Here is a 23,628-nt window from a genome sequence, read left to right on the forward strand (position 1 = left end):
GAGCAAGCCCGCTCCCACACTTGACCGCATTCCAATGTGGGAGCGGGCTTGCTCGCGAAGACGGTCTGTCAGGCAGCGAAAATATCAGGTGAGCTCGAAGGTATCAGCATCCAGATTCGCCGGGAACCGCGTGCGATAAGCCGCCAGCTCCGCAGCGCTCAGAACGACCTGAAACACTCCATCGGCCTCACCGGCACCGAGCAGCGTCTCGCCCTGGAAATCCAGCACCTGGCTATCACCGGTGTAGGCAAAGCCTTTACCGTCGGTACCAATCCGGTTCACCGCTGCGACATAGCAGAGGTTCTCGATGGCCCGCGCCGGCAGCAAACGGTTCCAGTGCTGACGACGGGCGCCCGGCCAGTTGGCGGTGTACAGCAGCAGATCGGTGTCTTGCGCATCGCGGCTCCACACCGGGAAGCGCAGGTCGTAGCAGATCAGCGGACGCACCCGCCAGCCCTTGAGCTCGAACTGCACCTGATGCTCGCCCGCAGTGAAATGGTTGTGCTCGCCGGCCATGCGAAACAGATGACGCTTGTCGTAATGCAAGACCTCACCGTCCGGCTGCGCCCACAATAGCCGATTGCGATGGCTGCCATCAGCGGCCTGAACAATCACGCTGCCAGTAATCACCGCATCAAGCCTGGCGGCCTGCACTCGCAGCCATTTGCTGGTCGGGCCGTTCTCCCCTTCAGCGAGGGTCTGCGACTCCATGGAGAAGCCGGTGGTGAACATCTCCGGCAGGATAATCAGGTCGGCGCCCCGCGCCTGCTCCAGCAACTGCTCGAAATGCTCAAGATTGGCCTGACGGTCATGCCAGGCCAACGTGGTCTGGATCAACGCAACGTTCAGATTGGGCAAGGCGGTCAGATCGCGCATAGTTTTTCCGCTGCCTGACGCAGCGTCTCCTCACGCTTGGCAAAACACAGGCGTACCAGACGCTGCTCCTGCAGCGGGTTCTGGTAGAACACCGAAATCGGGATCGCCGCCACGCCATGCTCGAGAGTCATCCACTTGGCCATGTCGACATCGTTCAGGTCCGGGCGAATCTGCGAATAGTCGACCAACTGGAAATAGGTCCCGGTGACCCTGGTAAAGCTGAACCGCGAAGGCGTCAGCAAATCACAGAACAGATCACGCTTGGCCTGATAGAAACCTGGCAACTCTTCGACATGCTCCGGATGCTCGGCCATGAAGTCGGCCAGCGCGTACTGCAACGGGGTCACGCCGCAGAAGCTGACGTATTGATGCACCTTGCGCAGTTCTTCCGTGAGCGCCGGTGGCGCGACCACGTAGCCGGTCTTCCAGCCAGTGACGTGGTAAGTCTTGCCAAAAGAACTGACCACGAAGGCACGCTGATACAGCTCTTCATGGGCCAACACGCTGACATGCGGCACGCCGTCGAACACCAGGTGTTCGTACACCTCGTCGCTGATCAGATAAATGTCGCGGTCGCGAATCAACGCCGCCAACTGATCCAGTTCGGCGCGCGAGATCAGCGCACCGCTCGGGTTATGCGGCGAGTTGAGGATGATCATCCGCGTACGCGGGCTCAGCGCTTCGCCGAGCTTCTGAAAGTCGATGGCGAAATCCTTCAGCCCCAACGGCACATGCACACAACGACCGCCGGCCAGCGTCACCGAAGGCTCATAACTGTCGTAAGCCGGATCGAAGACGATCACTTCGTCACCGCTGTGGATAACTGCCTGAATGGCACTGAAGATCGCCTGGGTCGCGCCGGGAGTGATGGTCACCTCGGTGTCGGCATTGACGCTCGCGCCATAGCTGCGGGCAATCTTCGCTGCCACTTGTTGGCGTAGCGCCGGCAGACCGGTCATCGGTGAATACTGGTTATGGCCATTGGCGATGTGCCGACCGACCGCATCGCACAAGGCTTGCGGAGCATCGAAATCGGGGAATCCCTGAGACAGGTTGATCGCGCCGGTCTGTGCCGCGAGCTGAGACATTTGGGTGAAGATAGTGATGCCGACATTCGGCAGCTTGCTGGTGATCATCGGTGATTCCCTACTGAACACCCGGCTCTAACGGCGGCGCGGGAGAGCCCGAGGATAGCTCAAACGCCAGGCACGAAAAAGGGCGCCATAGGCGCCCTTCTCAGTCTCGACCACCGCAATCAACGCTTATCGCGGCGCTTCTTGTCGGCTTTCTTGTGGTGCGTCATCAAGCGGCGCTTCTTGTTGACCTGACGGTCGGTGAGCGTGTTCTTGTTGCCTTCGTACGGGTTCTCACCCCCTTTGAACTCGATGCGGATCGGCGTACCGACCAGCTTCAAGACGCGACGGTAAGTGTTTTCCAGGTAACGGACGTAAGACTTTGGAACCTTCTCGACCTGGTTACCGTGGATCACGATAATCGGCGGGTTCGCGCCACCCAAGTGGGCATAACGCAGCTTGATCCGGCGGTTGTTGACCATCGGTGGCGCGTGCTCACCGACCGCATCTTCGAGAATCTGGGTCAGGCGGTTGGTCGGCCAGCGGGTGACCGCGGACTTGAACGAGTTCTGCACCGACGCGTAGAGGTTGCCCACGCCAGTACCGTGCAGGGCCGAGATGAAGTGGATGTCGGCGAAGTCGACGAAGAACAGCCGACGTTGCAGCTCAACTTTCACGAAGTCGCGCTCGCTCGGCGTCATGCCGTCCCACTTGTTGATCGCGATCACCAACGCACGACCCGCTTCCAGGGCAAAGCCGAGCAGGTTGAGGTCGTGGTCCACCACGCCTTCGCGGGCGTCCATCACGAAGATCACCACGTTGGCGTCTTTGATCGCTTGCAGGGTTTTGACCACGGAGAATTTTTCGACTTCTTCGTGGATCTTGCCGCGCTTGCGCACACCGGCGGTATCGATCAGCGTGTACTTCTCGTCGTTACGCTCGAACGGGATGTAGATACTGTCGCGGGTGGTGCCGGGTTGGTCATACACGATCACCCGGTCTTCACCGAGCATGCGGTTGACCAGGGTCGATTTACCGACGTTTGGGCGGCCAATGATCGCGATCTTGATCCCGTCTTTTTCGCTCGGACCAGGAATGCGCTTGGCTTCCTCGCCTTCGGCAACGATCTCTTCTTCGCCGTCTTCCGGCTCTTCGTCGTCTTTAGGGAAGTCGCTCAGGGCGATTTCCAGCATCTGGGTGATGCCACGACCGTGGGCACCGGCGATCGGGATCGCGTGGCCCATGCCCAACGGAGCGAACTCGGCGCGGGCCATTTCAGGGTCGATGTTGTCGACCTTGTTGGCAACCACATAAGAGCGCTTGTTACGCTTGCGCAAGTGCTCGGCGATCATCTGGTCGGCCGCAGTGAAACCGGCTTTGGCATCTACCAGGAACAGAACGACATCCGCTTCTTCAATGGCCAGCAGCGACTGCTCGGCCATTTTTTCGTCCATACCGTGTTCGTCACCGGAGATACCGCCAGTGTCGACCAAAATGTAGGAACGCCCTTGCCACTTGGCCTCACCGTATTGGCGATCACGGGTCAGACCGGACAAGTCGCCGACAATGGCGTCACGCGTCCTGGTCAGGCGGTTGAACAAGGTGGACTTGCCGACGTTCGGTCGGCCCACCAGGGCGATTACGGGAACCATGCGGCTCTCCACTTCGTTATTTCAGAAAATACAAAAGCCGCTGCGAGGCAGCGGCTGGTGCTCGGGGCAGCACTAGATGTGCCGCAAGCCTTGCAGAGCAAGGCCGCTTGGGGAACTAACCCCAAGCATAGTCAAACCATTACTTGATGGTCAGGGCTTCCAGTTTGCCACTGTTGCCAAACACGTAAATCATGTCACCCACCACCAGCGGACGGGCACGCAGGCCGTCGCTGTCGATGCGTTCACGGCCGACGAAACGACCGTCCACCTGACTCAGCAGGTGCAGGTAACCTTCCAGGTCACCGACCGCAACGTAGCTGGAGAACACTTCCGGTGCCGACAGTTGACGGCGGGCCAGCGAGTCGTTGCTCCACAACGATGTGGTCGAGCGCTCGTCGACGCCTTCAACGGTACCCGAAGCAAGGCTGATGTAGACGCTGCCAAAACCCTGAGCGACACCGGCGTAGCTGGAAGCATCACGCTGCCAGAGCTGACGGCCGCTTTGCAGGTCCAGGGCCGCAACGCGCCCCTGATAGCTGGCCACGTAGATCTTGTCGCCGGACAGCAGCAGGCCACCGTCGATGTCGACCACACGCTCCAGCTCCGAGCGACCCTGTGGAATCGCAATGCGCTGCTCCCAGACCGGCACACCGTTGGAGATATCCAGCGCCACGACTTTACCGGTCGACAGACCGGCAATCGCCAGGCGGTTGGTCACGATCGGCGCACTGGTGCCGCGCAGAGTCAGGACCGCAGGCGTGCTGTCATACAACCAGCGCTGATTACCGGTGGCAGCATCCAGACCGATCACGCGATCGTCCTGAGTCTGCACCACCACAACGTCACCGTTGTTGGCAGGCGGGGCGAGCACTTCACTGGTCACGCGAGCGCGCCATTTCTCTTCACCGGAGCTTGCATCCAGGGCAATCACTTCGCCTTTGAGCGTGCCGACCATGACCAGACCGTAACCCACGCCAACGGCGCCGGAGACAGGCAACTCGAGATCTTTCTTCCATTTGACGTCGCCGTTCATGCGATCCAGCGCCATCACCACGCCTTTGACGTCGGCAGCATAGAGGGTGTTGCCATCAATGGCCGGCACCAGCATGTTGTAGGTTTCGCCCTGACCGTTACCGATCGAACGGCTCCACTGCTTTTGCAGGACCACTTCTTCTTTGAAGTTGACCAGCTCAGCCGGCGGCAATTCTTTTTTGCTGTTGCTGCTGCAACCCGCGGCCAAAATGGCCAGAGCCAGCAATGCTGCATGTTTCCAACGGATCACGTCACGCATCCCCTTTGGCCAGGTCGTCCAGCTTGATTTGTAAGCCACCGACCGCCGCTTCATCCGACAGCGCAGCCTTGGCTTTTTGATAAGCAGCATGGGCTTCATCGGTACGACCCAACTGGACCAGCAGGTCACCCTTGAGTTCTTCGCGAGTGGCCAGGAATGCCTTGTCGGCATCACCTTCGAGCAGTTTCAGCGCTTCGTCAGCCTTGTTCTGTGCGGCCAGAACCTGAGCCAGACGTTGACGCGCCACTTCGCCCAGAGCCGGGTTGGCGGGTTTGTCAGTCACAGCCTTGAGCTGGCTTGCAGCGTCATCCAGCTTGCCGCTGTCGACCGCGACTTTCGCCACGAACAGGCTGCCGTATTGTGCGTAAGCCGTGCCGCCGAACTCGCTGTTGAGCTTGTTGGCGAGGTCCGCTACACGGCCCGTGTCAGGCTTGCCGTCCGGGGTCAGCGTGGTTTCCAGCAGTTGCTGATAGAGCATCGAGGCGCCTTGCGACTGATTGCTCTGATACTTGTGAAACGCCTGCCAGCCGAACACGATGACCAGTGCCAACAGGCCGCCAGTCACTAGAGGTTTGCCGTTACGCTGCCACCAGTCTTTGAATTCCGCCAGATGTTCGTCTTCGGTACTCGACACCCCAATACTCCTTATTCGCTAAATCGGCTGTTTGACAGCTTCAACCCTGCACGACGCAGGTGGCCAGGTGAGCGGCAAGCGCATCCCAGGCAATGCTTTGTTGTTCGCCCTGGCCACGCAGGGGTTTGAAACCTACCACTTGCTGGGCCATTTCGTCGTCACCGAGGATCAATGCGTACAGCGCACCGCTCTTGTCGGCCTTCTTGAACTGACTTTTGAAGCTGCCTGCACCGGCATTGATCTGCAGGCGCAGGTTTGGCAGCTGATCGCGCACCCGCTCGCTCAGTGTCAGGGCGGCCAGTTCGGCAGCCTCACCGAAGGCGCACAGGTAGACGTCAACCTGACGGGAGATTTCTTCCGGGATCTGCTCCAGAGTTTCAAGCAGCAGCACCAGCCGCTCGATGCCCATGGCGAAACCAACGCCAGGCGTCGGCTTGCCGCCCATCTGCTCGACCAGACCGTCGTAACGGCCACCCGCGCAGACAGTGCCCTGGGCGCCGAGTTTGTCGGTGACCCATTCGAATACGGTTTTGCTGTAATAATCCAGCCCGCGCACCAGCTTCGGGTTGATCACATAAGGAATACCGGCGGCATCCAGACGCGCCTTCAGGCCCTCGAAGTGAGTGCGGGACTCTTCGTCGAGGTAGTCAGCCATCTTCGGCGCATCGATCAATGCCGCCTGGGTATCGGCGTTCTTGGTATCCAGCACCCGCAACGGGTTGGTTTTCAGACGGCGCTGGCTGTCTTCGTCCAGTTGGTCCAGACGTGCTGTCAGGTACTCCACCAGCGCATCGCGATAACGACCGCGGGATTCGCTGGTGCCCAGGCTGTTGAGCTCGAGCTTGACCGCGTCACGGATGCCCAGCTCGCCCCACAAGCGCCAGGTCAGCACGATCAGTTCGGCGTCGATGTCCGGACCATCAAGGTTGAAAACCTCGCAACCGATCTGGTGGAACTGGCGATAACGGCCTTTCTGTGGACGCTCGTGGCGGAACATCGGACCGATGTACCAGAGTTTCTGCACCTGACCACCGCCGGTAATGCCGTGCTCAAGCACGGCACGCACGCAGGCCGCTGTACCTTCAGGGCGCAAGGTCAGCGAGTCGCCGTTACGGTCGTCGAAGGTGTACATCTCTTTTTCGACGATGTCGGTCACTTCACCGATGGAGCGCTTGAACAGCTCGGTGAACTCGACGATCGGCATGCGAATCTGCTTGTAACCGTAGTTATCCAGCAGACGCGAAACGGTGCCCTCGAAATGACGCCACAGGGGTGTCTGTTCGGGCAGGATGTCGTTCATGCCACGAATGGCTTGCAGAGACTTGCTCACAAAAAATCCTTAAATTCTGTTGAATCAGCCACGCGCAATGACTGCGGCGTCGGCTTCGACCTTTTCGGCCGCTTTCTGACGGATCAGCTTTTCCAGCTCATCCACCAGATTGTCATTCGTCAATTTCTGCGACGGCTTGCCGTCGATGTAAATCAGGTTCGGCGTACCGCCAGTCAGGCCGATGTGGGCCTCTTTGGCTTCACCGGGACCGTTGACCACGCAACCGATGACCGCAACATCCAGCGGCACCAGCAGATCTTCGAGGCGCCCTTCCAGTTCGTTCATGGTTTTCACCACATCGAAGTTCTGCCGCGAGCAACTCGGGCAGGCGATGAAGTTGATGCCACGGGAACGCAGGTGCAGGGACTTGAGAATGTCGTAGCCGACTTTCACTTCCTCGACCGGGTCAGCCGCCAACGAGATGCGAATAGTATCGCCAATCCCTTCGGCGAGCAGCATACCGAGGCCCACGGCGGATTTCACTGTGCCTGAACGCAAACCGCCGGCTTCAGTGATACCCAGGTGCAGTGGCTGGACGATTTCCTTGGCCAGCAGGCGATAGGCTTCGACGGCCATGAACACGTCGGAGGCCTTCACGCTGACCTTGAAGTCCTGGAAGTTCAGGCGCTCAAGGTGCTCGACGTGGCGCAGGGCCGACTCGACCAGCGCGGCAGGCGTTGGCTCGCCGTATTTCTTTTGCAGGTCTTTTTCCAGGGAACCGGCGTTGACGCCGATACGAATCGGAATCCCGCGGTCACGGGCAGCATCGACCACCGCACGGACACGGTCTTCACGACCGATGTTGCCCGGGTTGATCCGCAGGCAATCGACGCCCAGTTCGGCGACGCGCAAGGCGATCTTGTAGTCGAAGTGAATGTCGGCAACCAACGGCACTTTGACCAGTTGCTTGATTCGACCGAAGGCTTCAGCGGCGTCCATGTCTGGAACGGAAATCCGCACGATATCGACGCCAGCCGCTTCCAGACGATTGATCTGGGCCACGGTGGCGGCCACGTCATTGGTGTCGCTGTTGGTCATGCTCTGTACAGCAATAGGCGCATCACCGCCCACCGGTACCGAACCAACCCAGATCTTGCGGGATTCGCGACGTTTGATTGGAGATTCGCCGTGCATGACTTATTGACCCAACTTCAGGCGAGCAGTCTCGCCACTGGTGAACGGAGCTACATCGACCACTTGCCCGTTGTAGCTGACCTGCGCGCCACGGGCGTAGCCCAGGCGTACTGTAAACGGTGGTTTACCGCTGACGTCGGCGGTTTCGCCCTTACGCTTGAGACCGCTCAACAGTACTTTGCCGTTGCCATCGGTGACTTGCGTCCAGCAGTTGGCAGAGAACTGAATCCGAACCTGACCTGCACCGGCAACCGGAGCGGCCGGTGCAGCAGCCGGAGCGGCTAGTGCTGGTGCGGCGGCCACGACTGGCGCTGGCGCAACAGGCGCGACCGCTGCCACTGGCGTTGCAATAACCGGGGCTGGTGCGGTGCGGGCCGGAGCGACAACCGGGGCTGGGGCGATGCGGGCTGGGGCGACAACCGGAGCCGTCGGCGCGACCACTGGGGCTACCGGAGCAGCCGGAGCTGGCGCTTCAACATTTGCTTGAACTTCGGCAGTCGCCGGGCCTTCAGGCAATGCCAGAGGTGTCCCGGCTTCGGTCTGACCTTCTACCACGGCCTGATCTTCCGGCTCGTCGAGCGGATGGATCTGCGTGGTGCCATCGGCGCCTTCGACTTCGACGTGCTCAGGGCTCAAACCAATCAGGTCCTTGGTGCGCAACGAGGTTTGATCCTGCCACCAGACAAAACCGCCACCCATCACAGCAATCAGCAGCAACAGGCTGACGATGCGCAAAATGGTGTGGGACACCCGCGATGGCTCTTCGATACGCCCAAGGCTGTGCACGTTGCTGCCCTGGGAGTCGGTGCCGGTGTGTTGGTCGAACTGTTGAACCAGAACGGCCTGGTCCATGCCGAGCAGTTTCGCGTAAGCGCGGATATAGCCGCGAGCAAAGGTATGCCCCGGCAGCTTGTCGAAAGCGCCGTCTTCCAGATTCTTCAAGGAATTCACGGTGAGATTGAGCTTGAGCGCCACTTCCGCCAGCGACCAACCATTGCCTTCGCGGGCCTGACGCAGGGTCTCTCCGGGGTTTACGCGAGTCGCTGCTACAACTTCTGGATGCGCCGCTTTCATCATTGCTCCGACAGGTATTGCTGATATTCCGGCGTACCGGGATAGAGTCGTTTTAATTGCAGGCCCAAACTGGCAGCCTTGTCGCGGTCTTCGAATACGCCGGCCAACCGAACGCCGAGCAATAGACTACGTGCATTTTGTTCGGCGAGCAGGCTAAAACGATCGTAATAGTCGCGCGCGGGCACATAATGCCTGTCTTCGTACGACAACTCAGCCATTTCCAGCAACGCACGTGGCTGTTGGCGGTTCAGGCGCAGGGCTTTTTCCAGTTGCTGCTGGGCCAAGTCACGCTGGCCGAGCATTGAAGCCGTCATGCCAAGGTTCTCGAAAACCCGTGAACGCTCAGGATAAAGGCTATCGGCAGCCGCTTGCTCAAAGCGCTCGTACGCTTCTTTGTAACGTTTCTCTTCAAAGAGAAAGCTGCCGTAGTTGTTCAGGATGCGTGCATCGCCCGGACGACCGGACAGTGCCTTGCGAAAATGCTGATCAGCAAGCTCGGGCTCCATCTCGGCCTGAAATACCAGGCCCAACGCCGCGTTGGCATCCGGGTCGGAGCTATCCAGTTCAAGGGCCTTCTTCAACGGGACTTTCGCCCGCTCGGTCATGCCCTGCTGCAGATACCCCACGCCCAGCTGCACATAAGCAGCACGCGCCTCATCGCGCCCCTTGCTGGTTTTCATCGGATTGAAATCACCCGACAGAACACAGCCAGCCGACAGGCTGGCGAACAGCAGAAGCAGCGCTAGGCGCAGTGACATAGAGATCCTCTCTTAAGTGCGATTCGCAGCGTCTTGCGCCATATCGTTGTCGGCGCTCAACTCACGCACGGCGATATAACGTTCGCTACGACGGGTGCGATCCAGCACCTGTCCTACCAATTGGCCACACGCAGCGTCGATGTCTTCGCCACGGGTGGTGCGCACGGTGACATTGAAGCCAGCGTGATGAAGTTGATCCTGGAAACGACGGATAGCGTTGTTGCTCGGCCGCTCGTAACCGGAATGGGGGAACGGGTTGAACGGGATCAAGTTGATCTTGCAAGGGGTGTCCTTGAGCAACTCGATCATTTCAACCGCATGCTCGACCTTGTCATTGATGTCCTTGAGCAAGGTGTACTCGATGGTCAGCACGCGCTTTTCGCCCAGGGACGACATGTAGCGGCGGCAGGACTCGAGGAGCATTTTCAGCGGGTACTTCTTGTTGATCGGTACCAACTGGTTGCGCAGCGCATCGTTCGGTGCGTGCAGGGACAACGCCAGGGAGACGTCGATGTGCTTGGACAGCTCATCGATCATCGGCACCACGCCCGAGGTCGACAGGGTCACACGGCGCTTGGAAATGCCGTAACCCAGGTCGTCCATCATCAAGTGCATGGCGGCAACGACGTTGTCGAAGTTCAGCAGCGGCTCACCCATGCCCATCATCACCACGTTGGTGATGGCACGGTCGGCGGTTGCCGGGATGCTGCCGAACGATTTATTGGCAATCCACACCTGGCCGATGACTTCGGCGGCGGTGAGGTTGCTGTTGAAACCTTGCTTGCCGGTGGAGCAGAAACTGCAATCCAGGGCACAGCCTGCCTGGGACGAAACGCACAGAGTGCCGCGTTTGCCCTGGGGAATGTACACGGTCTCGACGCAGCTGCCGGACGCCACGCGCACCACCCACTTACGGGTGCCGTCGCTGGAGATGTCCTCGCTGACCACTTCGGGGCCGCGAACTTCGGCAATAGCCTTGAGCTTGTCGCGCAAGGCCTTGCTGACGTTCGTCATGGCATCGAAATCATCGACGCCAAGGTGGTGAATCCACTTCATTACCTGACCGGCACGGAAACGCTTCTCCCCGATTGAGTCGAAGAATTTTTCCATTTCCAGCTGAGTCAGACCCAGCAGGTTAGTTTTTGCAGTCGATGTAGTCATGGATTCACCTTCACTCATAAGCCAATGCTTAGCGAGTGGTTACTTCAGTAGCTGCGAAGAAGTACGAGATTTCGCGAGCAGCAGCGGCTTCGGAGTCCGAACCGTGCACAGCGTTGGCGTCGATGGAGTCAGCGAAGTCAGCGCGGATGGTACCGGCAGCAGCTTCTTTAGGGTTGGTAGCGCCCATCAGCTCACGGTTCAGAGCGATAGCGTTTTCGCCTTCCAGAACCTGAACGACAACCGGACCGGAGATCATGAAAGCAACCAGGTCGTTGAAGAAACCACGAGCGCTGTGCTCAGCGTAGAAGCCTTCAGCTTCAGCTTTGGACAGTTGCTTCAGTTTCGAAGCTACAACGCGCAGGCCAGCTTTTTCGAAACGAGTGGTGATCTCGCCGATAACGTTTTTTGCAACTGCGTCAGGCTTGATGATGGAGAAAGTACGTTGAACAGCCATGGTGTAACTCCAGAAACGGTAATTTGCGAAAAATTAAACCCGCGAATTATACGCGGGTTCTTGGGTATTGCCTAACGGCGTACGGCGCGTTCAGTCGGCTTCTTCGATCCAGGCCGCTTGAATAGCTTCAAGCACCTTCTCGCCACCGCGAGCAGCGTCATCATTGAACTCCGGCAACGCCAGCACCCATTGGTGCAGATCGACGAAGTTCACGTAACGCGGATCCACATCCGGCTTGCTTTCAGCCAGCTGGATCGCGATTTCCAGCACATCAACCCATTTAAGACTCATGCCAGTTCCTTGAATCAATGCGGCGCTTCGGCTGCATGGTTGAGCGAGTATTTCGGAATTTCGACAGTCAGGTCTTCAGTCCCGACGATTGCCTGGCAGGTCAGGCGCGACTGCGCCTCCAGACCCCAGGCCCGATCAAGATAGTCCTCTTCCAGCTCATCGGCCTCTTCCAGCGAGTCAAAACCTTCGCGGATGATGCAGTGACAAGTGGTGCAGGCACAGACGCCGCCGCAGGCGCTCTCGATCTCGATATGGTTGTCATGGGCCACTTCGAGGATGGACTTGCCGGTCTCAGCCTCTACAACCAAACCGTCCGGGCAATGCTCGGCGTGTGGCAGAAAAATGATCTGCGGCATCAATTATTCCTCGATTTCATTCAGGTTGCGCCCCGCCAGAGCGGCTTTCACCGTCGAGTCCAGGCGGCGGGCAGCAAAGGCATCGGTCACTTGCGACAGACGCTTGGTCTGCTGCTCGATGGCGTAACCATCGGTGCCTTTCATCAATTCGCTCAGTTCCTGCATCTGCAATTCAATGACCATGCGCTCTTCGGCGTCGAGCAGACGCTCGCCGTCGACATCGAGGGCGCCCTGCACCGCTTCGATCAAACGCTGGGCATCGACTTGCTGCTCACGCAGCACGCGGGCGACCTTGTCGTCATTGGCGTGCTGGAACGAGTCCTTGAGCATCCGGGCGATTTCGCCGTCGGTCAGGCCGTAGGACGGCTTGACCTGGATGCTCGCTTCAACGCCCGAACCCAACTCGCGGGCGGCCACGCTGAGCAAGCCATCGGCATCGACCTGGAAGGTCACGCGAATCTTCGCCGCACCGGCAACCATGGCTGGAATGCCGCGCAATTCGAAGCGCGCCAGGGAACGGCAATCGCTGATCAGCTCGCGCTCGCCTTGCAGCACATGAATCATCATGGCCGACTGGCCATCTTTATAGGTCGTGAAGTCCTGAGCGCGGGCGACCGGGATGGTGGTGTTACGCGGAATCACCTTCTCCATCAGACCGCCCATGGTTTCCAGCCCCAGGGACAACGGAATCACGTCGAGCAGCAGCAATTCGCCGCCGTCGCGCTTGTTGCCCGCCAAGGTATCGGCCTGGATCGCAGCACCAATGGCCACCACTTGATCCGGATCGATTTCGGTCAGCGGCTGCCGACCAAAGGCTTCAGCCACGGCATCGCGAACACGCGGCACGCGGGTCGAACCGCCAACCATCACCACCGCTTTCACGTCTTCCAGTTCGATACCGGAATCACGCACGGCGCGACGGCAGGCTTTCAGGCTGCGAGCGACCATCGGCTCGATCAGCGCATCAAAGGCTTCACGGGTCAGATCGGCTTTCCAGTCGCCATAAGCAACTTCAACCGTCGTCGCATTAGTCAGCGCTTCTTTAGCCGCGCAGGCAGTTTGCAGCAGATGACGTTGCGCACCCGGATCGAGGTCAGCGGACAACCCCGCGCTCTCGATGATCCAGCCAGCAATCGCGTGATCGAAATCATCGCCGCCCAGGGCGCTGTCGCCACCGGTGGCCAGCACTTCAAACACGCCGCCGGTCAGACGCAAAATCGAAATATCGAAGGTGCCGCCGCCCAGGTCGTAAATGGCAACCAGGCCTTCAGCATGCTGATCCAGACCATAAGCCACCGCCGCAGCGGTTGGCTCATTGAGCAAACGCAGCACGTTCAAACCGGCCAGTTTGGCCGCATCCTTGGTTGCCTGGCGCTGTGCGTCATCGAAATAAGCCGGAACGGTGATCACCGCGCCCACCAGTTCGCCGCCCAGCGTCAACTCGGCACGCTGACGCAGCACCTTGAGGATATCGGCGGAGACTTCGACCGGACTTTTCGGCCCTTGCACGGTGTCGATGAACGGCATGTGCGACTCGCCATCGACAAAGCGGTACGGCAGTTGTTCGCCCAATTGCTTGACGTCGGACAGACCACGACCCATCAAGCGCTTGACCGACAATACCGTGTTCAGCGGATCGGTAGCGGCTGCCAGTTTGGCGGACTCGCCGACCTCGACACGGTCAGCGTGATAGCGCACCGCAGACGGCAGGATGACCCGCCCTTGTGCGTCGGCCAGTGGCTCGGAAAGACCACTGCGCAACGCAGCGACCAGCGAATTGGTAGTGCCCAAGTCGATCCCCACAGCCAGACGACGCTGGTGCGGTTGAGGACTTTGGCCGGGTTCGGCGATCTGCAGTAGGGCCATCGTTATCAGGACTTATCTGTATATCAGGCGTGCGACCGAGGCGGCACTGGGTTAATCGTCGAGGCGCTCTTCTAACTGGCGCACTTCGTAGGTGAGCTTGTCGAGGAACTGCATGCGCCGCATCAGGCGTTCGGCCTGTTCACGTTGCGCCGCATCATTCCAGCAAGCTGCAAAGCTTTCGTTCAGCTCATCCTGAGCGACCTTCAGGCGACGCTTGAACACTGCAATACCGGCCAGATCGGCACTGTCTTGCAGGTCTTCGAGCTCTTCACGCCAGTGCATCTGCTGCAGAAGAAATTCCGGATCATGCACCGTGACCTCCAGCGGCAGCTCACGACCGCCCATGGCGAGCAGGTAACGCGCGCGCCTGGGGGGACTTTTGAGCGTCTGGTAGGCCTCGTTGAGGCTCGCGGATTGCTCTAGCGCCAGCCGTTGCTCACGCTCGGAAGCGTCAGCAAAGCGGTCTGGATGAACGCCGCGCGCCAACTCACGGTAGCGCGTAGCCAGCTGATCGAGATCCAGAGTGAAGCTCGGTTGCAGCTCAAATAAAGCGAAATGACAAGGAGTACCCACGAGAAGCCTCAGATATTGAAGCTTTCGCCGCAGCCACATTCACCGCGCACGTTGGGATTGTTGAACTTGAAGCCTTCGTTCAACCCTTCCTTGACGAAATCGAGCTCGGTGCCGTCCAGGTACGCCAGGCTTTTCGGATCGATGATCACTTTCTCGCCGTGACTTTCGAATACCTGATCGTCTGCCCCTACCTCATCGACAAACTCCAGCACGTAGGCAAGGCCGGAACAGCCTGTGGTGCGAACACCCAGACGAATCCCATCACCCTTGCCGCGCCCGTCGAGGGAGCGTCGCACGTGTTGAGCAGCCGCTTCTGTCATGCTGATAGCCATCGGTGACTCCTTACTCGTCGCCAAATCTTGAAAGTCAGATCAAGCCTTTCTTCTGCTTGTAGTCGCGAACAGCCGCCTTGATGGCGTCTTCAGCGAGTACCGAGCAGTGGATTTTCACTGGCGGCAGGGCCAGTTCTTCAGCCAGCTGAGTGTTCTTGATGGTCTCTGCTTCATCCAGCGTCTTGCCCTTCATCCACTCGGTAGCGAGGGAGCTGGAAGCAATGGCAGAGCCGCAGCCGTAGGTCTTGAACTTGGCGTCTTCGATGATGCCTTGCTCGTTGACCTTGATTTGCAGGCGCATAACGTCGCCGCACGCTGGAGCGCCGACCATGCCGGTGCCGACATCAGGATCTTCCGCGTCCATCTTGCCGACGTTGCGCGGGTTCTCGTAGTGGTCGATGACCTTTTCGCTGTAAGCCATGATTCTTAATCCTCACTCATCAGAGAGTCGCTCTTTGGGCCCTGCAAGCCAACATTCAATACGTTCACAGAGCCCGTGTGCGGCGACTTAATTCGTTAGTGTGCCGCCCACTCGATCTTCGAAATGTCGACGCCGTCTTTGTACATGTCCCACAGCGGCGACAGAGCACGCAGCTTGGTGACGGCCTCGCAGACTTTCTGCGCGGCATAATCGATTTCTTCTTCAGTAGTGAAACGGCCGAAGGTGAAGCGAATCGAGCTGTGTGCCAGTTCGTCGTTGCGGCCCAGGGCGCGCAGTACATACGAAGGCTCAAGCGACGCCGAGGTGCACGCCGAACCGGACGATACCGCCAGATCCTTGAGCGCCATGATCAGCGACTCGCCTTCAACATAGTTGAAGCTCAGGTTCAGGTTGTGCGGAACACGGGCCGTCAGGCTGCCGTTGACGTACAGCTCTTCAAGGCCTTCGACCTGCTTGAAGAAACGATCGCTCAGGGCTTTGATACGGACGTTTTCGGTAGCCATGTCTTCCTTGGCCACACGGAACGCTTCGCCCATGCCAACGATCTGGTGAGTCGCCAGAGTGCCGGAACGCATGCCGCGCTCGTGACCGCCGCCGTGCATGGTCGCTTCAAGGCGAACACGTGGCTTGCGGCTTACGTACAGTGCGCCAATGCCTTTAGGGCCATAGGTTTTGTGAGCCGAGAAGGACATCAGATCGACTTTCAGCTTTTGCAGGTCGATCTCGACTTTGCCGGTGGACTGCGCAGCGTCGACGTGGAACAGGATGCCCTTGGAACGGGTCAGTTCACCGATGGCTGCGATGTCGTTGATGGTGCCGATTTCGTTGTTCACGTGCATGACCGACACCAGGATGGTGTCATCACGCAGTGCGGCTTCGATCATCTCAGGCGTCACCAGACCGTCTTCACGAGGATCGAGGTAGGTGACTTCGAAACCTTCGCGCTCCAGTTGGCGCATGGTATCGAGGACAGCCTTGTGTTCGATCTTGGTGGTGATCAGGTGTTTGCCTTTGGTGCCATAGAAATGCGCGACACCCTTGATTGCCAGGTTGTCGGACTCGGTGGCACCGGAGGTCCAGACGATTTCACGCGGGTCGGCATTGACCAGGTCGGCGACCTGGCGGCGAGCGTTTTCGACCGATTCTTCGGCTTTCCAGCCGAACACGTGGGAGCGGGACGCCGGGTTACCGAAGTTTCCGTCGACCAGCAGGCATTCACTCATCTTTTGCGCGACACGCGGATCAACCGGGGTGGTCGCAGAGTAATCAAGGTAAATCGGCAATTTCATGGACTCTCTCCTAAATCAGGCTGGCTGGCGTGCCGCTAGCTCTTTGGCTGTCATTCGACGGCGGACGCTTCAATCTTGTCCAGACGCGGTGTCTTGCTGTTGCTACGACGCTGGTCCTGACGCAGGGCTACTTCTTGTACCTCACGGCGAGTGACAAGGTCAGCCAAGCTGATACCGCTCAGAAATTCGTGGATTTGCAGGCTCAGATCACACCACAAGTGGTGGGTCAGGCAGGTGTCGCCGCCATGGCAATCACCCAGCCCCTGGCATTTGGTTGCATCGACCGATTCGTTCACCGCATCGATTACCTGAGCGACCTGGATGCCCTGCATGTCACGCGATAGCTGGTAGCCACCGCCTGGACCACGGACACTGGACACCAGATTGCTGCGGCGCAATTTGGCGAAAAGCTGTTCGAGGTAGGACAGGGAAATGCCTTGGCGCTCAGAGATATCGGCCAGGGACACCGGCCCATGTTGCGCGTGCAACGCCAGATCGAGCATGGCGGTGACAGCATATCGGCCTTTTGTAGTCAGTCGCATGGACAATTACCACGGAGTTTCGGAATGGAGGCGAGTATGCAATTCCCGAGTATTTAAGTCAACTATAAGACCTAGTACTTTAGTCAGGTTTACCCGCAAAAGAGCGCGCGAACTATAGCAAAGGCTGGTGGCGAACGACCAGCAGTACTGCGTTATCGTTCATCGCGAGCAAGCTCGCTCCCACAGGGGATCTCCGGTGTTGCACAGATCCAGTGTGGGAGCAAGCTTGCTCGCAATGGGGGCAACCCGATTTAGCTGGCCTGGCTTTCATCCTTGCCTTTTACACAGGCGAAGTCTTCTTCGCGCAGCTCAGGCAAGTCTTTGGCGCAGTACGGACTGCCCAGATCCTTGAGCGCGCCGCACATACCCTCCAGTCGACCATCGACCGCTTGCAAGTGATCCAGCAACTGACCGATGGCGCGCGCCACCGGGTCCGGCATGTCTTCACTGACGCCGTAGGCATCAAAACCAATCTTCTCGGCCATGGCCTTGCGCTTGGCTTCCAGCTCGTCATCGGACTTGACGATGATCCGCCCTGGAATCCCGACCACCGTCGCACCCGCTGGCACAGCCTTGGTCACCACCGCATTGGAACCCACCTTGGCACCCGCACCCACGGTGAACGGACCCAACACTTTGGCGCCCGCCCCGACCACCACGCCGTCTTCCAGCGTTGGATGGCGCTTGCCTTTGTTCCAGCTGGTACCGCCGAGGGTCACGCCCTGATACAGCGTCACGTCATTGCCGATTTCAGCGGTTTCGCCGATAACAATGCCCATGCCATGGTCGATAAAGAAACGCCGCCCCACCTTGGCGCCTGGATGAATCTCGATCCCGGTCAACCAGCGACCAAAGTTCGATACCAGCCGCGCCAGCCATTTCCAGCCCATGCCCCAGAGAGCAGAAGACAGTCGATGAATCCAGATGGCGTGCATGCCCGGGTAGCAGGTCAGCACCTCGAAAGCATTACGTGCCGCCGGGTCACGGTGGAAAACGCTCTGGATATCTTCACGCAAACGCTCGAACATCATTAATCCTTCCGCTTAAGGAGCTCACCACGGGCCGCTTTTTGGGTTTCCGTGAGGATGCCACGCAATATATTCATTTCCGCCCGACTGACCGAGCTTCGTCCGTACAACCGACGCAGGCGCGCCATCAAGTGCCGCGGCTTTTCCGGATCGAGAAATTCGATGGCTACCAGCGTCTGCTCCAGATGCTCATAGAATCGCTCCAACTCATCCATGGTCGCCAGCTCACCACTTTTGGTGGACACCACCTCATCCTTCTCGACCTTGCTCGGCTGACCTTCGGCCGCCAGCCAGGACATGCGCACTTCATAGCCCAACACCTGCACCGCTGCCCCAAGGTTCAGCGAACTGAACTCAGGGTCTGATGGGATGTGCACATGATAATGACATCGCTGCAGCTCTTCATTAGTGAGGCCGGAATCTTCACGGCCAAACACCAACGCGATCTCGGCGCCTTGTGCAGCTTCCTCAACCACTTTCACCCCGCACTCACGGGGATCAAGCAGCGGCCAAGGGATACGACGGTCACGAGCACTGGTGCCCAGCACCAGATTGCAGCCGACCAGCGCCTCTTCCAGCGTGGCGACGACTTGGGCGTTTTCCAGGATGTCACCGGCACCGGAGGCCCGCGCATCGGCTTCGTGGTGCGGGAACAACCGCGGCTCGACCAGCACCAGTCGCGACAGTCCCATGTTCTTCATGGCACGCGCAGCCCCACCAATATTCCCCGGATGGCTGGTATTGACCAGGACGACACGAATGTTCTGCAGCAAGGGAGGCGCTCTCTGACAGGGAAAAGGGGAGCAAATCTTACAGCCCATCCTACCGTTAAGCTATGAAAGCGAACGTCGTCCTTCACCTGTAGAAACTTTCTGATAGAATGCCCGGCTTTCTTTAACAACCTTAGGTGACACATCCATGCAGCCCATGCTGAATATCGCGCTGCGCGCCGCCCGCAGCGCCAGTGAATTGATCTTCCGCTCCATCGAGCGCCTGGATACCATCAAGGTCGACGAAAAAGACGCCAAGGACTATGTGTCCGAAGTGGATCGCGCTGCCGAACAGAAAATCATCGACGCGCTGCGCAAGGCCTACCCTACCCACGGCATTCTCGGTGAAGAAACCGGCATGCACGCGGGCAGCGGCGAAGGCACCGACTACCTGTGGATCATCGACCCACTGGACGGCACCACTAACTTCCTGCGCGGCGTTCCGCATTTTGCGGTCAGTATCGCCTGCAAATACCGCGGTCGCCTGGAGCACGCAGTGGTTCTGGACCCGGTTCGCCAGGAAGAATTCACCGCCAGCCGTGGTCGTGGCGCTCAACTGAACGGTCGTCGCCTGCGCGTCAGCGGTCGCACCAGCCTGGACGGCGCCCTGCTGGGTACCGGCTTCCCGTTCCGTGATGACCAGATGGACAACCTCGACAACTACCTGGGCATGTTCCGCGCCCTGGTTGGCCAGACCGCCGGCATCCGCCGCGCTGGCGCTGCGAGCCTGGACCTGGCCTACGTCGCTGCCGGCCGCTTCGACGCATTCTGGGAGTCGGGCCTGTCCGAGTGGGACATGGCGGCAGGCGCCCTGCTGATCCAGGAAGCGGGCGGCCTGGTGAGCGACTTCACCGGTGGTCACGACTTCCTTGAAAAAGGCCACGTCGTTGCCGGCAACACCAAATGCTTCAAAGCAGTCCTGACGGCCATCCAGCCGCACCTGCCGGCCTCGCTGAAACGCTAAGCGCCAGGCACAAAAAAGCACCCTTCCGGGTGCTTTTTTTATGTCTGAGATTTGCCCCCCCCTGTGGGAGCGAGCTTGCTCGCGATAGCTATATGTCAGTCGGCATCAATGTTGAATGTTAGATAGTCATCGCGAGCAAGCTCGCTCCCACAGGGGATGGGTGGCGGCACATAAATCCCGGGTACAAAAAAAGCACCCGTTCGGGTGCTTTTTTGAGCCTGGCATTCAGCTTATTTCTGAGCGGGCTGGTTCTGCCCCAGGATCAGGTGACCGTCCTTGTCGACCGGAATCTGGTTGCCCGGATCACGATCCATCCGCACTTTGCCTTCCTTGCCGCCCAGCGAATACCGAACGTCATAGCCTACGAGCTTGTCGCTGACGTCATTGACCGTTTCGCAACGCCTTTGCATCGTGGTGGTGGTATCACGCTCCTGCATGCCTTCCTGCACCCTGTTACCGGCGTAACCGCCGCCAACCGCACCGGCGACCGTGGCGAGCTTCTTGCCATTACCGCCACCGACCATATTGCCCAACAGACCACCGCCAACCGCGCCGATCACCGTACCGAGGATCTGATGCTGATCTTTCACCGGCGCCTGCCGGGTAACAGGCACATCCCTGCAGACTTCACGTGGAGTTTTGATCTGCGTCTTGACCGGCTCAACCGCCAGCACTTGCGCATACTCAGGGCCGTTGTGTTTTACCAGGCTGTAGGTGGCAACAGCGCCTCCGGCAGTGACACCGACAGCACCCAATACCGCACCAACCAGTAACGACTTGTTCACATGAACCTCCTGACCATCACATACGGGACATGCCCGCGCTTCTCCCAATGTTGGAGCATAAAAAAAGGCGCGAGTTCAACACTCACGCCTTTTGGTTATAACGAGAGGAAATAACGCCTCAAGGACGGTCGTCCACTTCCTTCTCGGTGTTGGCGGGAGGAATCAGATCCTCGCTGCTCAGGCTCAGCCAGATCAGCACCACGTTGGCGATGTAGATCGACGAGTAAGTACCCGCCAGAACACCGATAAACAGCGCAATGGAGAAGCCGAACAGGTTGTCACCGCCGAAGAACAGCAGCGCCGAGATCGCCAGCAAGGTGGAGATCGACGTCGCCATGGTCCGCAGCAGGGTTTGCGTGGTCGAGATGTTGATGTTCTCGATCAGGCTGGCCTTGCGCAGCACCCGGAAGTTCTCACGAACCCGGTCGAATACCACGATGGTGTCGTTGAGCGAGTAGCCGATGATCGCCAGCACCGCCGCCAGCACCGTCAGGTCGAAGGTAACCTGGAAAAACGACAGGATACCCACCGTCACGATCACGTCGTGGATCAGCGAGACAATCGCACCGATCGCGAACTTCCACTGAAAGCGGAAAGCCAGGTAGATCAGAATGCCGCCCAGCGCCATCAGCATGCCGAGGCCGCCCTGGTCGCGCAGCTCTTCACCCACCTGCGGGCCCACGAACTCGACGCGCTTGACCACCGCCGGGTTGTCGCCGCCGACTTTCTGCAGCGCTTCAGCTACCTGGTGACCCAGTTGTGGGTCTTCGCCAGGCATGCGCACCAGCAAATCGGTGGTAGCGCCGAAGCTCTGAACGATCGCTTCGTGATAACCCGCCTCAGTCAGCTGGGAGCGAACTTTCATGACGTCGGCCGGACGCTCGTAGGTCAGCTCGATGAGCGTACCGCCGGTGAAGTCCAGACCCCAGTTCATGCCCTTGTGGAAGCAGCTGAACAACGCCAGAGCGGTAAGGAACAATGTGAAGCCGAACGCAACGTTGCGAACGCCCATGAAGTTGATAGTACGTAACATGGCAGCCCCTTAAATCCACAACTTCTTGAAGTCACGACCGCCGAAGATCAGGTTGACCATCGCGCGGGTCACCATGATGGCCGTGAACATCGAGGTAAAGATCCCGAGGGACATGGTCACTGCGAAGCCTTTGACCGGGCCGGTGCCCATGGCAAAGAGGATGCCGCCGACCAGCAGAGTGGTCAGGTTGGCGTCGAGAATCGCAGTGAATGCCCGGCCGAAGCCTTCGTTGATTGCCCGCTGCACCGTCATGCCGGCAGCGATCTCTTCACGTATCCGCGAGAAAATCAGTACGTTGGCGTCGACCGCCATACCCATGGTCAAGACGATACCGGCGATACCTGGCAGGGTCAGCGTTGCCCCCAGCAAAGACATCAAGGCCAGCAGCAGCACCATGTTCACCGACAGCGCAACCGTGGCAACCAGGCCGAAGAAGCGGTAGATGGCCATGATGAACAGCGAAACGAACAGCATGCCCCACAGCGACGCATCGATACCCTTGGTGATGTTGTCAGCACCCAGGCTTGGACCGATGGTGCGTTCTTCAGCAAAGTACATCGGTGCCGCCAGACCACCGGCGCGCAGCAGCAAGGCCAGCTCCGAGGATTCGCCCTGACCGTTCAGGCCAGTGATGCGGAACTGAGCACCCAGCGGCGACTGAATGGTCGCCAGGCTGATGATCTTCTTCTCTTCTTTAAAGGTCTGAAGCGGCACGTCTTTCTCGACGCCGTTGACCATCTGCTTGACGTAAGTCGTCACCGGGCGCTGCTCGATGAAGATCACCGCCATGCTGCGACCGACGTTGGAGCGCGTCGCACGGTTCATCAGCTCACCGCCGTGACCGTCCAGACGAATGTTCACTTCCGGCGTACCGTGCTCACCGAAACCAGCCTTGGCGTCAGTCACCTGGTCGCCCGTGATGATCAGGCCACGCTCGATTTGCGCAGGAGGACGTTTGCCTTCACGGAACTCGAAGGTCTCGGAAGTGGCTTTCGAAGCACCTGGCTCAGCGGCCAGACGGAACTCGAGGTTGGCCGTCTTGCCGAGGATACGCTTGGCTTCGGCAGTGTCTTGCACGCCCGGCAGCTCAACCACGATGCGGTTGGCACCCTGACGTTGAACGATCGGCTCGGCAACACCCAGCTCGTTGACGCGGTTACGGACCGTGGTCAAGTTCTGCTTGATGGAGTATTCGCGGATTTCCGCCAGCTTGGCCGGGGTCATCGCCAGACGCAGTACCGCCTGACCATTGAGGTCGGCCGGAACAATGTCGAAATCGTTGAAGTTCTTGCGGATCAGCGCACGAGCGTCTTCGCGGGAAGCTTCATCACTGAAACCCAGCTGAATGGCGCCATTGATCTGCGGCAGACTGCGATAGCGCAGCTTCTCTTTTCGCAACAGGCTCTTGACGTCGCCTTCGTAGACTTTCAGGCGTGCGTCGAGGGCTTTTTCCATGTCCACTTCAAGCAGGAAGTGCACACCACCGGACAAGTCCAGACCCAGCTTCATCGGATGCGCGGCGAGGCTGCGCAGCCATTGCGGGGTGGTTTGTGCCAGGTTTAGTGCGACGACGTAGTCATCACCCAACGCCTTGCGCACGACGTCCTTGGCTGGCAGTTGGTCTTCCGCCTTGGTCAGACGCAACAAACCGCCCTTGCCATTGGCCGAAAGAGTGGCAGCCTTGACGTTGATCCCGGCGTCGTTGAGCGCTTTGCTCACACGGTCCAGATCCGCCTGATTGACCTGCAGCGCAGTACTTGCACCGCTGACCTGAATGGCCGGATCGTCAGGGTAAAGATTGGGAGCGGAATAAATCAAACCGATCGCCAGCACTGCCAGGATCAGTACGTATTTCCACAGAGGGTATTTGTTCAGCATCACGCCGCCCGCTTATGACGCGGGGCGCCTTGCGCGCCCCGT

The 23,628-nt window shown here is 59.1% G+C and carries 25 protein-coding genes; 1 reads left to right on the forward strand and 24 read right to left on the reverse strand.

Annotated features, from left to right (window positions below; genetic code table 11):
- Window positions 1-84 precede the first annotated feature (84 nt).
- The 21 genes from AC1RPZ_RS06835 to trmJ all read right to left on the reverse strand — a co-directional run bounded on the left by AC1RPZ_RS06835 (window position 85) and on the right by trmJ (window position 18,929).
- Window positions 85-876, reverse strand: coding sequence for an amidohydrolase (locus AC1RPZ_RS06835; protein ID WP_493136108.1), 792 nt, complete (start codon window positions 874-876; stop codon window positions 85-87).
- The gene (locus AC1RPZ_RS06840) at window positions 864-2,012 is read right to left on the reverse strand and encodes a pyridoxal phosphate-dependent aminotransferase (protein ID WP_493136110.1); all 1,149 of its coding nucleotides are present in this window, start codon (window positions 2,010-2,012) and stop codon (window positions 864-866) included. Before AC1RPZ_RS06840 ends, AC1RPZ_RS06835 begins: the two co-directional genes overlap by 13 nt.
- A 119-nt stretch (window positions 2,013-2,131) precedes the next feature.
- Entirely contained in the window at window positions 2,132-3,601 is a 1,470-nt protein-coding gene (gene der, locus AC1RPZ_RS06845) for a ribosome biogenesis GTPase Der (RefSeq protein ID WP_123425101.1), read from the reverse strand.
- A 139-nt stretch (window positions 3,602-3,740) separates the two neighbouring features.
- On the reverse strand, window positions 3,741-4,892 hold the full coding sequence (gene bamB, locus AC1RPZ_RS06850; RefSeq protein WP_493136112.1) for an outer membrane protein assembly factor BamB: 1,152 nt from the start codon (window positions 4,890-4,892) through the stop codon (window positions 3,741-3,743).
- Window positions 4,885-5,526, reverse strand: a complete 642-nt coding sequence (locus AC1RPZ_RS06855; protein WP_493136114.1) for a tetratricopeptide repeat protein — start codon at window positions 5,524-5,526, stop codon at window positions 4,885-4,887. Before AC1RPZ_RS06855 ends, bamB begins: the two co-directional genes overlap by 8 nt.
- A 40-nt stretch (window positions 5,527-5,566) precedes the next feature.
- Window positions 5,567-6,856 carry a histidine--tRNA ligase gene (hisS, locus tag AC1RPZ_RS06860; RefSeq protein ID WP_493136116.1) on the reverse strand — a complete coding sequence of 430 codons (1,290 nt, stop codon included), beginning with the start codon at window positions 6,854-6,856 and terminating at the stop codon, window positions 5,567-5,569.
- A gap of 24 nt (window positions 6,857-6,880) precedes the next feature.
- Entirely contained in the window at window positions 6,881-7,990 is a 1,110-nt protein-coding gene (gene ispG, locus AC1RPZ_RS06865; RefSeq protein ID WP_493136117.1) for a flavodoxin-dependent (E)-4-hydroxy-3-methylbut-2-enyl-diphosphate synthase, read from the reverse strand.
- 3 nt (window positions 7,991-7,993) lie between these two features.
- Window positions 7,994-9,064, reverse strand: a complete 1,071-nt coding sequence (locus tag AC1RPZ_RS06870; protein ID WP_493136119.1) for a RodZ domain-containing protein — start codon at window positions 9,062-9,064, stop codon at window positions 7,994-7,996.
- A complete protein-coding gene (gene pilW / locus AC1RPZ_RS06875; RefSeq protein WP_493136121.1) occupies window positions 9,064-9,822 on the reverse strand; it encodes a type IV pilus biogenesis/stability protein PilW in 759 nt (252 codons plus the stop codon). The genes AC1RPZ_RS06870 and pilW overlap by 1 nt, the downstream gene beginning before the upstream one ends.
- A 12-nt stretch (window positions 9,823-9,834) precedes the next feature.
- On the reverse strand, window positions 9,835-10,983 hold the full coding sequence (gene rlmN / locus AC1RPZ_RS06880; protein WP_123425095.1) for a dual-specificity RNA methyltransferase RlmN: 1,149 nt from the start codon (window positions 10,981-10,983) through the stop codon (window positions 9,835-9,837).
- A gap of 28 nt (window positions 10,984-11,011) precedes the next feature.
- A complete protein-coding gene (gene ndk / locus AC1RPZ_RS06885) occupies window positions 11,012-11,437 on the reverse strand; it encodes a nucleoside-diphosphate kinase (protein ID WP_007903599.1) in 426 nt (141 codons plus the stop codon).
- Window positions 11,438-11,527: 90 nt separating this feature from the next.
- Entirely contained in the window at window positions 11,528-11,728 is a 201-nt protein-coding gene (iscX, locus tag AC1RPZ_RS06890) for a Fe-S cluster assembly protein IscX (RefSeq protein WP_071553503.1), read from the reverse strand.
- Between the two features lie 14 nt (window positions 11,729-11,742).
- Window positions 11,743-12,084, reverse strand: a complete 342-nt coding sequence (gene fdx, locus AC1RPZ_RS06895) for an ISC system 2Fe-2S type ferredoxin (protein ID WP_493136123.1) — start codon at window positions 12,082-12,084, stop codon at window positions 11,743-11,745.
- A gap of 3 nt (window positions 12,085-12,087) precedes the next feature.
- Window positions 12,088-13,950, reverse strand: a complete 1,863-nt coding sequence (gene hscA / locus AC1RPZ_RS06900; protein ID WP_493136125.1) for a Fe-S protein assembly chaperone HscA — start codon at window positions 13,948-13,950, stop codon at window positions 12,088-12,090.
- A 51-nt stretch (window positions 13,951-14,001) separates the two neighbouring features.
- Window positions 14,002-14,523, reverse strand: a complete 522-nt coding sequence (gene hscB, locus AC1RPZ_RS06905) for a co-chaperone HscB (protein WP_493136127.1) — start codon at window positions 14,521-14,523, stop codon at window positions 14,002-14,004.
- An 8-nt stretch (window positions 14,524-14,531) separates the two neighbouring features.
- A complete protein-coding gene (gene iscA, locus AC1RPZ_RS06910; protein ID WP_123425091.1) occupies window positions 14,532-14,855 on the reverse strand; it encodes an iron-sulfur cluster assembly protein IscA in 324 nt (107 codons plus the stop codon).
- Window positions 14,856-14,889: 34 nt separating this feature from the next.
- Window positions 14,890-15,276: a Fe-S cluster assembly scaffold IscU gene (iscU, locus tag AC1RPZ_RS06915; RefSeq protein WP_003443374.1), complete on the reverse strand. Its 387-nt coding sequence runs from the start codon at window positions 15,274-15,276 to the stop codon at window positions 14,890-14,892.
- A gap of 95 nt (window positions 15,277-15,371) precedes the next feature.
- Window positions 15,372-16,586, reverse strand: coding sequence for an IscS subfamily cysteine desulfurase (locus AC1RPZ_RS06920; RefSeq protein WP_103319241.1), 1,215 nt, complete (start codon window positions 16,584-16,586; stop codon window positions 15,372-15,374).
- 50 nt (window positions 16,587-16,636) lie between these two features.
- Entirely contained in the window at window positions 16,637-17,128 is a 492-nt protein-coding gene (gene iscR / locus AC1RPZ_RS06925; protein ID WP_493136129.1) for a Fe-S cluster assembly transcriptional regulator IscR, read from the reverse strand.
- Window positions 17,129-17,379: 251 nt separating this feature from the next.
- Window positions 17,380-18,156, reverse strand: coding sequence for a serine O-acetyltransferase (cysE, locus tag AC1RPZ_RS06930; protein ID WP_477768107.1), 777 nt, complete (start codon window positions 18,154-18,156; stop codon window positions 17,380-17,382).
- 2 nt (window positions 18,157-18,158) lie between these two features.
- Complete coding sequence (gene trmJ / locus AC1RPZ_RS06935) at window positions 18,159-18,929, reverse strand: tRNA (cytosine(32)/uridine(32)-2'-O)-methyltransferase TrmJ (protein ID WP_493136131.1); 771 nt, start codon at window positions 18,927-18,929, stop codon at window positions 18,159-18,161.
- Window positions 18,930-19,074: 145 nt separating this feature from the next.
- On the opposite strand from trmJ, the gene suhB reads away from it, so the two are divergent.
- Window positions 19,075-19,890 (forward strand): type III secretion system regulator SuhB, encoded by an 816-nt coding sequence (gene suhB / locus AC1RPZ_RS06940; protein WP_493136133.1) that lies wholly within the window; start codon window positions 19,075-19,077, stop codon window positions 19,888-19,890.
- A gap of 230 nt (window positions 19,891-20,120) precedes the next feature.
- On the opposite strand, the gene AC1RPZ_RS06945 is transcribed toward suhB, so the two are convergent.
- The 3 genes from AC1RPZ_RS06945 to secD form a co-directional block, all read right to left on the reverse strand.
- A complete protein-coding gene (locus AC1RPZ_RS06945) occupies window positions 20,121-20,675 on the reverse strand; it encodes a glycine zipper 2TM domain-containing protein (protein ID WP_493136135.1) in 555 nt (184 codons plus the stop codon).
- Between the two features lie 118 nt (window positions 20,676-20,793).
- Window positions 20,794-21,708, reverse strand: coding sequence for a protein translocase subunit SecF (secF, locus tag AC1RPZ_RS06950; protein ID WP_493136137.1), 915 nt, complete (start codon window positions 21,706-21,708; stop codon window positions 20,794-20,796).
- Between the two features lie 9 nt (window positions 21,709-21,717).
- The gene (gene secD, locus AC1RPZ_RS06955) at window positions 21,718-23,586 is read right to left on the reverse strand and encodes a protein translocase subunit SecD (RefSeq protein ID WP_493136139.1); all 1,869 of its coding nucleotides are present in this window, start codon (window positions 23,584-23,586) and stop codon (window positions 21,718-21,720) included.
- Between the last annotated feature and the right edge of the window lie 42 nt (window positions 23,587-23,628).

It is taken from the genome of Pseudomonas sp. GW822-FHT02D10 (assembly GCF_058802345.1).